At 47.1% G+C, this 14,331-nt stretch carries 12 protein-coding genes; 9 read left to right on the plus strand and 3 right to left on the minus strand.

Annotated features, from left to right (window positions below):
- The first annotated feature begins 69 nt into the window (after positions 1 to 69).
- The 4 genes from I1H34_RS26555 to I1H34_RS26570 all read left to right on the plus strand — a co-directional run bounded on the left by I1H34_RS26555 (position 70) and on the right by I1H34_RS26570 (position 2,240).
- Positions 70 to 1,023, plus strand: coding sequence for a stage II sporulation protein M (locus I1H34_RS26555; protein WP_212663828.1), 954 nt, complete (start codon positions 70 to 72; stop codon positions 1,021 to 1,023).
- A gap of 84 nt (positions 1,024 to 1,107) precedes the next feature.
- Entirely contained in the window at positions 1,108 to 1,464 is a 357-nt protein-coding gene (locus tag I1H34_RS26560) for a HesB/IscA family protein (protein WP_212663829.1), read from the plus strand.
- A 12-nt stretch (positions 1,465 to 1,476) separates the two neighbouring features.
- Entirely contained in the window at positions 1,477 to 1,902 is a 426-nt protein-coding gene (locus I1H34_RS26565) for a tetratricopeptide repeat protein (RefSeq protein WP_212663830.1), read from the plus strand.
- 86 nt (positions 1,903 to 1,988) lie between these two features.
- Positions 1,989 to 2,240: a hypothetical protein gene (locus I1H34_RS26570; RefSeq protein WP_212663831.1), complete on the plus strand. Its 252-nt coding sequence runs from the start codon at positions 1,989 to 1,991 to the stop codon at positions 2,238 to 2,240.
- 18 nt (positions 2,241 to 2,258) lie between these two features.
- Here the strand turns inward: I1H34_RS26570 and I1H34_RS26575 are convergent, their stop codons facing one another.
- Entirely contained in the window at positions 2,259 to 2,555 is a 297-nt protein-coding gene (locus I1H34_RS26575) for a hypothetical protein (RefSeq protein ID WP_212663832.1), read from the minus strand.
- 374 nt (positions 2,556 to 2,929) lie between these two features.
- Here I1H34_RS26575 and I1H34_RS26580 point away from each other — a divergent pair, with 374 nt between their 5' ends.
- Positions 2,930 to 3,817 carry an alpha/beta fold hydrolase gene (locus tag I1H34_RS26580; protein WP_212663833.1) on the plus strand — a complete coding sequence of 296 codons (888 nt, stop codon included), beginning with the start codon at positions 2,930 to 2,932 and terminating at the stop codon, positions 3,815 to 3,817.
- A 13-nt stretch (positions 3,818 to 3,830) separates the two neighbouring features.
- Here the strand turns inward: I1H34_RS26580 and I1H34_RS26585 are convergent, their stop codons facing one another.
- Positions 3,831 to 4,694, minus strand: coding sequence for a class I SAM-dependent methyltransferase (locus tag I1H34_RS26585; protein WP_212663834.1), 864 nt, complete (start codon positions 4,692 to 4,694; stop codon positions 3,831 to 3,833).
- A gap of 313 nt (positions 4,695 to 5,007) precedes the next feature.
- The gene (locus I1H34_RS26590) at positions 5,008 to 5,346 is read right to left on the minus strand and encodes a hypothetical protein (RefSeq protein ID WP_212663835.1); all 339 of its coding nucleotides are present in this window, start codon (positions 5,344 to 5,346) and stop codon (positions 5,008 to 5,010) included.
- A 151-nt stretch (positions 5,347 to 5,497) separates the two neighbouring features.
- Between I1H34_RS26590 and I1H34_RS26595 the strand changes: the two genes are divergently transcribed.
- The 4 genes from I1H34_RS26595 (at position 5,498) to I1H34_RS26610 (ending at position 13,981) form a co-directional block, all read left to right on the plus strand.
- Positions 5,498 to 7,882 carry a beta strand repeat-containing protein gene (locus tag I1H34_RS26595; RefSeq protein WP_212663836.1) on the plus strand — a complete coding sequence of 795 codons (2,385 nt, stop codon included), beginning with the start codon at positions 5,498 to 5,500 and terminating at the stop codon, positions 7,880 to 7,882.
- Positions 7,883 to 8,706: 824 nt separating this feature from the next.
- Positions 8,707 to 9,459, plus strand: coding sequence for a peptidylprolyl isomerase (locus tag I1H34_RS26600; protein WP_212663837.1), 753 nt, complete (start codon positions 8,707 to 8,709; stop codon positions 9,457 to 9,459).
- Positions 9,456 to 12,413 carry a peptidase domain-containing ABC transporter gene (locus I1H34_RS26605; RefSeq protein ID WP_212663838.1) on the plus strand — a complete coding sequence of 986 codons (2,958 nt, stop codon included), beginning with the start codon at positions 9,456 to 9,458 and terminating at the stop codon, positions 12,411 to 12,413. The genes I1H34_RS26600 and I1H34_RS26605 overlap by 4 nt, the downstream gene beginning before the upstream one ends.
- Positions 12,410 to 13,981 (plus strand): HlyD family efflux transporter periplasmic adaptor subunit, encoded by a 1,572-nt coding sequence (locus tag I1H34_RS26610; protein ID WP_212663839.1) that lies wholly within the window; start codon positions 12,410 to 12,412, stop codon positions 13,979 to 13,981. Before I1H34_RS26605 ends, I1H34_RS26610 begins: the two co-directional genes overlap by 4 nt.
- Positions 13,982 to 14,331 lie beyond the last annotated feature (350 nt).

A 14,331-nucleotide genomic window follows, 5' to 3' on the forward strand; every position in this document is an offset into this window, starting at 1 on the left:
TATAGGAGACCTATGTCAAGATGACGGTTAAAGCTGGAAAACTGGAAGTTGTAGAAAGTTTAAACAATTATGGATGGACAGCGGTGGCTGGCACGTCAAGAACCCCAGTGGCGGCGATATGAAAGCTTGCTACAAAAGGCTGAAAAAAGAGGCCTGAAGAAATTGACTGGTCGAGAAGTGCAAGATCTGAGTGGGCTTTACCGGATGGTGGCTGCAGATTTAGCACGGGCACGAGCTCGACAATTAGGAACAGGGGTAACGGATAAGCTGAAGCAACTGACCTTGCGTGGGTATTCCCAAATTTATCAGGGGGGGCGCCGGTCGGCTTGGCGCTCGGTGTGGGAGTTTGTTTGTTGGGACTTTCCGGCTGTGGTGCAAGAAACCTGGGTGTTTACGGTGCTGGCTACGGCGGTATTTTTAGTGGGAGGCTTGATTGGCTGGTGGTTTACCTGGCGTGATCCAGTGTTTATGAATTTGGTGATTCCTCAACGGATTATCGATATTGTCCAAGAAGACGGGCAACTATGGATGGGGTCGATTGTGGGTAGTGAACCCCTAGCTTCGAGCGATATTATGCAAAATAATATCAGTGTCACCTTCTCGACGTTTGCCGGAGGGATGCTGGCGGGGTTGGGGACCCTCTATATTCTGTGGATTAATGGGCTAAGCATTGCTGCGATCGCAACTCTAGTCGGTCAGAATAAATTAGCCTATCCTTTTTGGGCTTTTGTTTTTCCCCACGGTGCTTTGGAACTGCCCGCGATTTTTTTGGCCGGAGGAGCTGGGTTGTTACTGGCGAGGGCAGTGGTTTTCCCAGGACGATACAAACGGCTAGTCGCCTTAAAGTTGTACGGTGCCCAAGCGATACAGCTGATGTTTGGAGTAGTGCCGATGCTGATTATTGCTGGGGGCATTGAAGGATTTTTCTCACCTTCTCCGGGAGTCCCTGCGCCTGTTAAGTATGTTGCAGGTCTGAGTTTGTTATGGGGATTATTGCTATATTTGCGCCGTCGCCCGGCGTGAAGGCAGCTTATGTAAAAGCCCTGAGATAGAATAAACGTTAGAAGCAGTTGTTTATATTGATTTGCAGAAGGAATAGGTGAACCCATGGTACAAGCAACTCAGTCTCAACAACGTGGCATTATGATGACTGACAATGCCCTGAAGCACGTTCTGGAATTGCGAGAGAAGCAGGGAACAGATCTGTGCTTACGAGTAGGTGTTCGGGGCGGTGGCTGTTCTGGTATGTCTTACACCATGGACTTTGAGGATCCTAAGAATATTCAGGGCTCGGATGAAGTATTTGATTATGACAGTTTTAAAGTCGTGTCCGATCCCAAGAGTATGCTGTATATTTATGGTTTGGTTCTCGACTACAGCGATGCCTTGATTGGGGGTGGGTTTCAATTCACTAACCCTAATGCGACGCAGACCTGCGGTTGTGGAACGTCTTTCTCTGCCTAGGATTATTTGGGAATGACTGACACTACCCTTGACGATGTCTTTAAGGAAGCTTTAGATCGCTATCAAGCAGGTGAGCCTGCTGAAGATTTGATTCCAGTATTTAAAGACATTTGCGATCATGCCCGTAAGAGCAGTCCCGCTTGGACTTGCTTAGCCTGGCTCTATTTGCTAGCGGACAAGCATAACTCAGCTTATAAAGCAGCCCAAAAAGCGGTCAAGCTGAATCCTCAAGATCCGCAAGCGCGAGTTAATCTAGTGGTTGCCATGCTGGAAACAGGACAAAAAGGCGTTCGCAAGCATATCGAAATTGTTCAGCAAATTGCAATGGCAGTGCCTGAATTGCGAGATGAGCTGCAAGAAAGTTTTGACGATGGCTTGAAGCGCAAGCCAGATTGGGCCAGCTTAGAGCGGGTGCAGGCTTGGGTTTTTGAGGGATAGTTGCTCTCAATATGAAAAAATGAGAAAGACATCAGTTCGCCAACTGATGTCTTTTGTAGTTGAAGCCAGAAAAGTAGGAGAGAGTTATGTTTGAAAAACTCATCAATGGCATTAACACTGTCCTGATGCTCGACGTATTTTTCGTAATCTTCTGTTTTATCTGGTTTTTAGTAGGGCTCCTAGGACGACAGCTAGGAATCCCTCTGGGATTTGATGTGTGGTATTCCCTTTGGCCCAACGTTATCCAGCCTGCAATTGGGTTGGTGATGGCAGGTTCCATATTGACAGGCATCGTTGGCCAGATTCGCAAACGCATGCCTTCTTCTCAAGAGTGGTGATGGATGGTTGTCAGCTGGCTAAAGACGCTCAAATCTGTCTGGCGACAGTTCATCTAGATCGTCTTCATCATCCCAGTCATCGTATTCGATTACAGGATCTGTAAGAACAGCTTGTTGGACTTCATATAGGGTTAACCATTTTCCTGCTTCATGGATCCGTCTGGGAGGATTCTGATAGCGGGCGAAGAACCAGGGTGGAGTGGTGGGTTGAGTGATTTCAGCTTGAACACGATAGGGATCAAGATCAGGATAATTAGGATCCCGCTCAACCTTCACCCATACTTTTTGGCCAATTAATTCGTCTGGAGACAGCATGATGATGGTTCGAACTTGAGCGCTAACATTCTCTTAAACACTTCTATTGTACAAAAATGAGGAATCTCAGAGTTGTACTTAAATGGATTCTCAAGGATTGGTTTTTAATAATCTAATCATTCCCAGCTTAAATGGCAACTTGACTTTCCGTATGGGATCAGTTCGGGGATCAAAGATGCAGCCTCTGATACCAAGGACGAGATCACTTATTTTTGAGGTCTATAAAACCACAAGACTAAAAATTTAGTGTATTCATAAAAAAGGGGGATTCATATCAATATTGCTACGATCATGGACCGCTATGTCCAAAATGTTCGGTCTGCTTGTGCAATAGCGAATCCCCTATTCACTCAGCATTTTTCAAGGACCTAATTGTGACAGTTGCATTAGAACAGACTCCAACCGCCCAGTATTGGCAGTGGCAGGGATGGCGGATTCATTATGTACAGAAAGGTGAGCAAGGTCCCTGTGTGGTCCTGCTCCATGGCTTTGGTGCTTCTACAGACCACTGGCGCAAAAATATTGAAGAGCTCTCCCAGTATTACCGGGTATGGGCAGTCGATATGTTGGGATTTGGCCGCTCTGAGAAACCGGATATGGACTATACCGGGGATTTATGGCGGACTCAAATGCAGGCTTTTTGTGAAGAGGTGATTCAAGAGCCTGTGTTTATTGCTGGAAATTCTCTGGGTGGCTATGCCAGTCTCTGTTTCGCGGTAGATTGTCCACGATGGACGCGAGGGGTCATATTGCTCAACTGTGCTGGATCTTTTGCAGAAGTTGAGCCTAAACCTGAGCTGTCGGCTTGGCGACAACAGTTGCAAGAGCGGCGCAAAACCGTGATGCGATCGCGTCCTGTGATCAACGTCATGAGCTACTTCTTGTTTAACCGCATGCGGAAGCCAGAAAATATCCGCAAAGCTTTGTCCCAGGTGTATAAAGATCAATCGGCCGTAACGGATCGCTTGGTTGAAGAAATCTATCAGCCCTCCCTAGATAAGGGAGCGCGGGGCGTTTTTGCAGGTGTGTTTAAGTCACCGCCTGGCCGCAAGCTCGATGACTTGCTACAAAGCTTGGGCCGCCCTCTATTCCTGCTGTGGGGATCAGCAGATCCATGGATGACGCCTCAGAAAGCAGAGAAATTTCAACAGTTCTACCCTGCGGCTGATTTAGTCTTAGTCGATGCAGGACACTGTCCCCATGATGAGCGTCCTGAAGTCATCAATGCTGAGCTGCATCGCTGGATCCAGCAGCAGTTATAGATGGCAGGCCCGATTATTTGACCCCAGCGATGGTGATCGTCCTGAAAATCAGAGACTTTTCAGCGCAGGTGCGTCTTAGAGCAAAGGGGAGGAGTCCCACTCCCTTTTCAAGGGCAAGGAGGAACAGAGAGATCGGGAAAATAATGGGTAAAGACAGTATTTGATTTTTGAAGACCTTATAAATCTGAATTTTGGAGAACCCTGCCTGTTTAAAGAGCTGGGCTAGTTCAACAATCGAATATTCCTTGAGATGGAACCCTGTGGCAACTTCATCAAAATACTTGGAGATGTCGTGGGGGCCAGATAATCGATGGGGCGTGACGCAGACATAAGTGCCGCCTGGTTTGAGGGCAGTGCAAATATTCTTAAGCTGGTCGTAGGCATCTTCGGGATGCAAATGCTCCATCAGCTGGTGGCTATAGGCTAAATCGATACTGCTAGGTTCCGTGGGAATACTACAGCCATCGGAAATAATTAAGTCAACGTTTTTGGGTAAGGCCAAGTCTTTGGTAATTTCGGTGGCGACATCCACGGCATAGACTTGCTGGACATGGGGGGCAATTTCGCGGCAGAGGTGACAGTTGCCAGGTCCGATTTCCAGAAATGTTGAGTCGTCTGACATAAAGTGCTGCAAAAAGTCGATGCGTTGCTGAATGAGTTTGTTAGCACTGGTATCGGCTGGGCGAGAGTGATGGGAATGATGAGTCACTTTCGTGAATAGGGCATCGTAGAGTTGGGTGTAAAGTGACCCTTCTATGCGCTCGGATTGGGTGGAGTGCCGGAGCTGATCAGCGAGCTGTTTTTCGATGTGGTAATGCTCGGTAATTTGCTCAACGGTTCTGTCATCTGAATCTTTTATCTTTAGCTGTGTACTCATAGTTCTATTTATAGGTATAAGAAATCTGGCTTGGCCAGCGCACCTGGAGATCTGGAAGACCATGGTTAAGGGCGCTGTTCAGGAGAGAGAACACATGCTTACCACTATAGCCTTGCCCTCAGATACTGACGAATAAGGGCATTTTTGAGAAGAGTAAAGGTAGCGCAGAAGGCTGAAATATTCTCAGGGAAAGAGTTGTATAAGAATGTCTTCTCGATATCAAATCAGCGACTTAGATTTCTGGAACAACTGAGGCAAAAAGTGAGGCATTTTCACTTTAGGTTTGGAGTAAAAACCTCTAAATAAGTGTCCGTTAGTATTTTAATTTAAACAAATAAAATTTTAGCTGATTCATTTCTGAATAGGGCTGAAGGAAACCTAAAGCTGGCATGAAAGAAATCTGAGAAAGCTGAAAGCTATATGAGAAGAATTTTTCAGGACATCTACCCTTTGATTGCTGGAGAAAAAGTGAGGCAAAAAGTGAGGCTTTTCTGCTGTGCAGATCTTTTATTGTCAAAACAGTAAGGTCATTGAAATCAATTGGATTTGCATAACGCTCCAAGTCTGACCTCATGGCTTGTGAGTTGACATCTTTCTCAAATCTGGGGAGTGCTCCTCCTATTTGTTGAGTTCTCCAAAATAGCTTTGACACGTACCGCAGGCATTTCTTGCCTTGCGGCCGGTGGATCGTGCTGTTTGTGCAGTTCATCTGTTGATCTTGCTTCCCCTGTTGACGATGGGCAATAGCCCGAGTTACGACCACATGCAAACAATTTGTCTAGAAAAAATCTGGAGATGCAACTATGCCTAATTTCAATTCACTCAATGATGGCGATCTAGAAAATGGTCCTGTTGTGCTAGATGAATTCCGCGAATCTTTGCGCGTCCGCTCGGGTCAAAACTTACAAACGGGCGATCAAAATAGCGTGGTGACGGAAGGCGTCCTCAACACAGTTGTAGTAGAAGGCAATGCTGCGATTGAGAGCAATGACACGGCTGTGGAAGCCAATGGTTTAGCCAGCATCATCTTTAACCAGGGCACCATTGCTGGAGGTGTGAATGGTGTCAGTGCGACGGGCAATCGTTTTCGCTTGTTTAACCGGGGCACTATTGCGTCTGACAGCCGAGCGGTGGATATCAGCGATGGGGATGGCAGCATTGTCATCAATTCTGGTTCGATTATTGGCACAGACGATCAGCGAAACGGGACTTTATATGTCGATGGCACCGTCGATAACTTCCGGCTTCTCAATCAACGCTCGGGCGTTATTGATGCGGGAGATGGCAATCTTGGAGATGCCGTTTCGGTACAGGTGGGTGCTACAGATGATCCCACCAGCGAGGGTATCAATATTGTCAACAATGGTTTATTCCAAGGCCGGGGCGATGGCCCAGAGGTTTTTGCCAACGGTGCCCGAGTCGCCCCTAATGGGTCAAGCGGCCTTCGATTCTTTAATGGCTCAGGTCAGCCCGAGACTTCCGTGAGTGGATCTGTGATTAATAACGGTACGATTACCGCCGAAGTGAATGTGGGCTTTCTCGGCGGCTTGGTCGTAGAAGATGGCGTGGGTTTTGATGGGCAGATTGTCAATGGCCGTAATGGTCTGATTGAAGGGCCTCGGAATGGTCTTTATATTGGTAATGCAGACCATGATCTAACGATTCGCAACTTTGGTCGCATCGAGTCTGGGAGTCGGGCGGTCAATATCGACGGCACAGGTGTAGATTTACTGAACTATGGCACCATCACGGGTACCGGCAATCAGCGTAATGGCACTGTTTACTCAGATGCCACAGCAGATAACTACCGAATTTTTAATGGCCGTTCGGGCGTCATTGATGCAGGAGTTGGTAACCAAGGAGCAGGAATTGCCCTGCAGACGGGTGATATTGCAGGAGATGTTGTTAATTCGACGTTAACTAACTTTGGCACGATACAGGGTCGAGGTCAGGCTGCTGCTAACTTAGGTTTAGCAGGTGATGGTCTACGAATTTTTTCTGGTGTCGATGGTGGAGGAACCGTCTATCGTGGCAACATTTTTAACCAGGGTCGAATTCTTTCCGAAAGTTTGCAAGGTCCGACTGCTGCAGTTCGATTTTCCAATGGCCTGGCCTATGAAGGGACATTGACCAACGCCAGAGGAGGACTCATTGATGGTGCTCAAAATGGCTTGTATTTTGGCGATGCTGACCATGATGCAACGGTGATTAATCGTGGCACCATTCAAAGCGGTAGCCGAGCTGTCAACATTGATGGTTCTGGTGTTGATTTGCGTAACTTTGGTCAAATTTTGGGGACAGATGATCAACGTAACGGTACAGTTTATGCCGACTCAACTGCAGAAGACTACTCCATTTTCAATGGACGTTCAGGGTTGATTGACGCCGGTGAAGGCAATAACGGTGCTGGTGTTTCCTTGCAGACAGGCGATGAAGATGGTGATATCGTCGAAGCCTCACTCCGCAATGACGGTTTAATCCGAGGCCGTGGAGATGGCGTAGGTAATCAGGCTGGCGACGGTGTTCGTCTGTTTACGAGTGTGGCTGGATCCACAACCTTTGCGGGGGATTTGGATAATCGAGGTCAAATCTTTGGTACGGATGATGGCATCGATATTCAAACCGGGGTAACGCTAGATGGCGACATTAATAACTCAGGTTTGCTTGCCGCAGATGAGATTGGGGTCAATATTAGTGGAGCGCTTAATGGTGAATTGAATAACCAAGGCACCATTACCGGGAGAGCTGCTGCCATTGATGCGAGTGCAGCTACTGCTGGAATCACCGTCAATAACCAAGGTGAGATCAATGGTGATGTGACCCTAAGTAACTTTGACGATATCTTTAACGGTGCAGAAGGCACGGTTAATGGCGTCATTAATGGAGGTGGAGGCAACGACCTTCTGATTGGGGGGCGTCAAAACGATATCTTTGTAGGAGGTGACGGTCAGGATACGTTCGTATTTGCAGCAAATTCAGGGGTTGATATCGTCACAGATTTTGCAACTAGCGAGATTGATGTTCTTGATTTCAGCGCTGTCTTTAGTGATATCAACGAAATTGTGGGGGTTGGCGGCGCTGCGACTCAGGTGGGTACTGCCACCTTGATTGATTTGGGAAATAACAATGAAGTAGTGCTATTGAATGTCAGTGTAAGTGACTTAACAGTGGATAACTTTATCGTTTAAGCCAGATAGCGGCAGGCTCCAAGCCTGCCGCTTTGGTCATCCGTGGTTTCGTCAGATTGCCATCGGTTTGGGCAGGGTTGCTCTGATGGGTTCCCATTCAACAGTAAGGCTATGACTCAACCCATTTGCTAATAAGTCGGTCGCTGCTAATTGGATAGCTGTAGCAAAGCAAAATTCCCAGCCCTATTCCGCTATATCTACTCGCCGAGCTTGCCTAGCTAATGAGCTAACGATTCTGCCTTTATGGTCTGGGAAGTGGATGCATAAATATTCACTCACTAACTGATAAATAGTTGGCTGCCTCAACCACTGGTATCAAGCAACATTAGTTCTGATTAGAAAAGGTAGTTTATGACTGAGTGTAAATCTTGGATAACTAATATCACTTAAATTATTTAGCCAAGATAGTAATAATTCTAGAAAGAATAACGAGAAGGCTGTGGTTTCTTTCAGTTGCTTATTATGAAGAGTCAGGAATATAGCTATAGCAGTCTAAAACAGATGGTCATTGATAATACAATTTTACGTAGATTGCAAAACATAAAAGAATTATTTGCCTTGGAAAAATAATTTTACTAGATGTTAACGTTCCTAGTTGGTGCTGATCTATCAGTTGTAAATATATGGGTTAAGATTCCGAGGGATGATGACACAGCGAGATCCTATTGCTGACTGAAACGACGCCATGAGAGTTACATCTTCCTAGTCAGCAGGGTATGGTAACAATACTTTCCTTTCACCCTTACCTTCATCTGTTTTATTCATGTTGTCTCTAAATTGATCTTTAGACTTGAATAACCCTCTCTATTAAGAGTATTTTTGATATGATCTCTGCCCTACCGATTGTGGATAAAACTGTTCAACCCTCTGATTTAATTCCTTTGCTTGGGCAATATCAGCTGCTTCCTCAGTTGCTGAAAGAACTGATTATTGACCAAGCTATTCAAGACGTTCAATTAGGCCCAGAAGAAGTTGTACAAGCAGTAGAGCAGTTCTATCGTCAGCATCAAATCGGTGAGGAAGCTAGACGTGAGGCTTGGCTAAAGCATTATCGGATGACGCCTCAGCAGTTGGCTGCGCAAGCCCAACGGCAGTTGAAACTGCATAAATTTAAACTCCAAACCTGGAATAACCAGGTAGAGTCTGATTTTCTCCAGCAAAAAGGGCAGTTTGATCAATATGTTTATTCTTTGATCCGAGTGGCCAGTGCCGAAGTGGCTCAAGAATTATATTTCCGACTGCAGGCCGGTGAACAAGCGTTTGCAGATTTGGCAACCAAATATTCTCAAGGTCCTGAAGCACAAACAGGTGGATTGATTGGTCCTGTTACTGCAGCCAATCTACATCCCACGTTAGTGCAAATTCTGACGAGTGCTCAACCTGGGCAAGTACGCCCTCCTATTCGCTTAGGTGAATGGTTTGTGATTGTCAGTTTGCAAAAATTGATCTCGGCTCAACTAGATGCCCCGCTGCGACAACAATTGCTGGAGCAGCGTTTTAATGAGTGGCTCCAATTGCAGCTTAAATCGGCTGCAATTTCTGATGACTCTATTGCTGTTTCGGCGCGAACACCATGACTTCAGCCATCCTTGCTCTGGAATCCTTTCTTAAGGATCTACCCGGTTTTAACCAGCTTTCAGAAGCGGTTTTATCTTCGGTGGCGAAAGAATTTCAACCATTGCGCTATCCCATGGGCCGCCCCCTTGTGTCTAATCGGGCCATGCCTCAAGACTTTACCCTGATCTATCAAGGGCAGGTGCGCCTATTAGGTTACGATCCTCGCACCGATACTCCAGTGACCCTCAGTCTGTTGGGACCGGGTGCTGCAGTCGGGTGGATTAGCCTGGTGCGCCAAATTCCCTGTGAGACGGCCATTGCTTCGGTGGAAACAGTGGGATTAAAGTTGCCTGCGGCGACTTTTTTAGAGCTGCTGGAACATGAATCGAGCCTGGCTCAAGTGTATGAGCAGCAGGCTAATATTCTCGAAGCGTTTGATGTTCTGGGCCAACAGTTATTGATCCGGGCGGATGGCTCGACTGACCTGAAATTTTTGGCAGAAAGAGCTTTACCAGCAAGTCTGATTCAAAAGTGCCCCATCCGAGATATCTCTATTGATCAATTACAGCCCAATTTGGAATGGTTTGTGAGTGGAGGGTCCATTCCTGACTTGGAAATTGGTCAACCCTTGGAAACCTGTCTAGAGCAGCTCAATGGCACGGTCTCTCGTTCAGAAACACTCCGGTTGATTGGGTTATCACCGATCAAGGCCCAGCAGCTATCGATTGAGCCAGTGGCTTCTATTCCCCAAGCAGATACTTGGGAGGATATCCCCGAAGCACCAACTTTGCTGCCTGCGGTCGATGATGCCCCGGTGAAACATGGCAAATATCCCTTTAAGTCTGGTCGGGGCCCTATTGATGCCCCGCTGGCTTGTTTCCAAATGCTGGCGCTGTATCTCAATTTGCCGTTTCGCAAGGATGTTCTGCGGCGCATTCTCAAAAACCAAGCGGAGCGCAATGGTCCAGGAATTTCCCTGCCGGTGTATGGTGCGATCTCAGAGTCGATGGGATTACGAGCCCAGTTAGTGGAAACCCCTGCTTCTGCGTTTTCTCGTCTTCCTGCTCCTGCCTTAATCAATTGGCAAGATCGTATTGCACTGGTGTATGAAACCAGTGCTAAAGAAATCGTATTTGCGGTGCCTGAGCAAACCTTGCTGCGTCAGCACCCCGATGAATTTTTGGAAGCCTTTGATGACAAGGTGCAAGTGCTGCTGCTAGAGCGCACCCATGATACGCCCCAAAGTCGATTTAACCTGAGCTGGTTTTGGCCTTCGATTAAGAAGCACCGTAAGGTTTTGATTGAGGTGCTGATTGCCTCTTTCTTTGTGCAGTTATTTGGTTTAGCGAATCCGCTTATTACCCAGGTCATTATTGATAAAGTTTTATCCCAAGGGGCTTTGGGGACCCTGAATGTCCTCGGTATGTTGTTGGTTGGTGTGGCTGTTTTTGAAGCCTTGCTCACCAGTTTTCGGACCTATCTGTTTGTGGATACCACGAATCGGATTGATATGTCCCTAGGAGCGGAGGTGATCGATCACTTAGTCCGATTACCCCTACGCTATTTTGATAAGCGGCCTGTGGGTGAACTCGCCACCCGAGTGAATGAACTCGAAAACATCCGTAAGTTTTTGACGGGAACGGCTTTGACGGTGGTGTTGGATGCGGTTTTCTCCGTGGTGTACATCGTCGTCATGGTGTTCTACAGCTGGCTGCTGACGATTATTGCCCTGGGTACGGTACCGTTATTTGCCTTGCTAACCTTTATTTTTGCGCCGATTATTCGCCGCCTTGCCCGGACTAAGGCTGAGGAGAACGCCAAGACCCAGTCGTACTTGGTGGAGGTGGTATCGGGAATACAAACGGTCAAAGCTCAAAATATTGAGCTGAAATCCCGATGGCAATGGCAAGATCGCTATGCCCGGTATGTCAGCGCTGGATTTAAGGCGGTTGTGGCATCTACAACAGCTGGCTCCATGAGTGGCTTTTTGAATAAGTTATCTAGTCTGCTCTTGCTGTGGGTGGGAGCCTATCTATTTATTGAAGGGCAGTTGACCGTGGGTGAATTGATTGCCTTTCGTATTATTGCTGGTTATACCACTGGCCCCTTGCTCCGGTTAGTGCAGCTATGGCAGAACTTCCAAGAAACAGCACTGTCCCTAGAACGATTGAGCGATATTCTCGACTATCCCCAAGAAGTGACTGAAGCAGATCGAGATTTAATCCCCATGCCGCTAATGGAGGGGGCCGTCAAGTTTGAGGATCTGTCTTTCCGGTTTAAGGATAGTGGACCGATGCAGCTTCAGCAGGTGTCTCTCGAAGTGCCAGCTCAAACCTTTGTGGGAATTGTCGGTCAGAGTGGTTCCGGTAAGAGTACCTTGATGAAGCTGCTGATGCGACTTTATAACGCGAATGGAGGACGAATCGTAGTCGACCAGTACGACATTAGCAAGGTCGAGCTATACTCTCTCCGGCGTCAAATTGGCATGGTGCTGCAGGATAGTTTGCTGTTTGATGGCACGGTGCAAGAGAATATTGCTCTTTCGGCACCAGATGCAACGGCGGAAGAAATTGTGGAGGCCGCCAGAATAGCCTATGCCCATGATTTCATTATGGAGCTGCCCCAAGGCTATAACTCCCGAGTGGGTGAGCGGGGCTCGTCTTTGTCTGGGGGACAACGGCAACGGATTGCGATCGCAAGAATGGTACTGCAAAATCCCCAGCTCATTATTCTGGATGAAGCCACGAGTGCACTAGATTACAACGCTGAACGGCAAGTCTGTCTTAATCTGGCAGAAGCCTTTGGTGATCGCACCGTTTTCTTTGTTACCCACCGCCTCAAAACTTTGGAATCAGCAGATATGATTCTGATGATGGATCAGGGCAATCTAGTAGAACAAGGCACCCATGCAGAATTGATGCAGCAAAAAGGTCGATATTACTGGCTTTACCAGCAACAGGAGACTCAATCATGACCATTACTCAAGATTTCGCTGGCGACCCCCAAAGACCTTCGACTGAATCAGAGCAAAATGTATTACCCCTAACAAAGGGCCGTCCCACAAAAGAGAAGCCGTTTGATCGGCCAGTCATTCTCCAGCAATCTCCGGTTTGGTCTAGAGCGATCATTTGGGGGATTGTGGGCGCTGCTTCGGCAGCATTGGCATGGGCCTGTTTGTTTCAAATTGAAGAAGCGATTCCTGCAACTGGCCAGCTAGAACCCCAGGGAGCAGTCAAACCCATCCAATCTCCGGTTACAGGTGTTGTGACAGAGATCAAAGTTGACGAAGGACAGTTGGTTAAAGCCGGCGATCCATTGATTTTTCTGAACGCAAAAGGCACGAACTCTGAAATCAAGTCCCTAGAAGATCAACTTGACCAACTCCGTGAAGTCAACAAATATTACCGCCAGCAGCTAGAAGGAAATAGTGTTGCCCCGCTTCCAGATGTGATTAATGTCGAGTTGATTAATGCGACGCGTGATCGGCGGGCCCTCGTCGCTGAGAATAAACTATTCAGAGCCCAACTGAATGGAGCGAAAAACGCTAAAGCCTTTTCACCGGAAGAGCAACAGCGCTTGAAGTCTGGGTTGTTGCAAGGCTCGTCTAGTGTAGCGGCTGCCCAAGCCCGAGTGATGCAAGGTGAAAAACAGCTGCGCCAAATTGAAGTGCAGCTAGAGCAGACCAAAATTCAATTAGCTAGTGCTCAACAGACCTTGTCTCTGAATCAAGAGATTGTTAAAGATATTGAAGAGGCCCACAAGAAAGGGGCAATTGCCCGGGTTCAATTTAAACGTCAAGAAGATGAAGTGCAGTCTGGTCAAGCAGAAGTCTCTCGTCTGCAGCAAGAGCAAATTCGCTTGTTACGTCAAATGGAGCAAATTGGTCAAGAGAAGGTACAGTCTCAAGCACAAGCTCTCAATACAGTAGCCACCAACCAGCGAGATTTGTTGGATCGGATTGCCGCAAATGAAAAACAGATCACGGAAATCGATAGCCAGCTCACCAAAGCGGTCGTTGATAATAAAAGAGCAATTGCAGATTTAAACAGTCGTTTGACACAAGCCCAACTAACTCGCGAGTATCAAGTGTTGAAAGCACCTGTGGATGGGTTGGTGTTTGATCTCCAGCCTAGTGGACCTGGCTTTGTGGTGAATGCGAGTGAGCCGATTTTGAAAATTGTGCCGTCTGATAGTCTAAAGGCCAAAGTCTACATCACCAATAAAGATATTGGCTTTATTCAAACAGGAATGCCTGTCGATGTACGAGTCGATTCGTTTAACTTTAGTGAATTTGGCGATATTGAAGGAACCATTGAGTCCATTGGCTCTGATGCTTTACCGCCAACGGAGGTGCGCCAGTTTTACAGCTTTCCAGCCATGGTGCAGTTAGATTCACAAACATTAGAGGCTAAGGGGCGTAATCTAGATTTGCAGTCTGGGATGTCTGTCAGTGTCAATATCAAAGTACGCAAGCGACCTATCATTAGTTTGATTACCGATCGCTTTTCCAAGGAAGCCGATGGCATTAAGCATTTACGCTAAGTCGTAAAAGCCCTGACTTAGTGGCATGTGCTTTCAGCTCAGCAGCTTGGTTCAAAAAAGCCCTGACGAAATGTCGTCAGGGCAGCATCATCAGGTATGTGACATGAGCGCTGGATCATTCGCCTAGAGATGTGCTATTTCTTCGGAATCACTCTGACTCGTTCATACTTTCTACATCTAAATCGAGCAGCATAAAACTTTTAATCTCTGTATCAGATAAAAAGAGAGACTGCTCAATAGGGGAGATAGTTGTGCTTAAAGTGTTGTGGAGAGTCATGGTTGTAAGCGTCTGGGGGAGTGCTGTCTGAAAGGCAAAGGGATCAATATTGGATATGTGGTGTAAGGCTAGG

Origin of the sequence: Acaryochloris marina S15 (assembly GCF_018336915.1) — a bacterium.
Lineage (GTDB): Bacteria > Cyanobacteriota > Cyanobacteriia > Thermosynechococcales > Thermosynechococcaceae > Acaryochloris > Acaryochloris marina_A.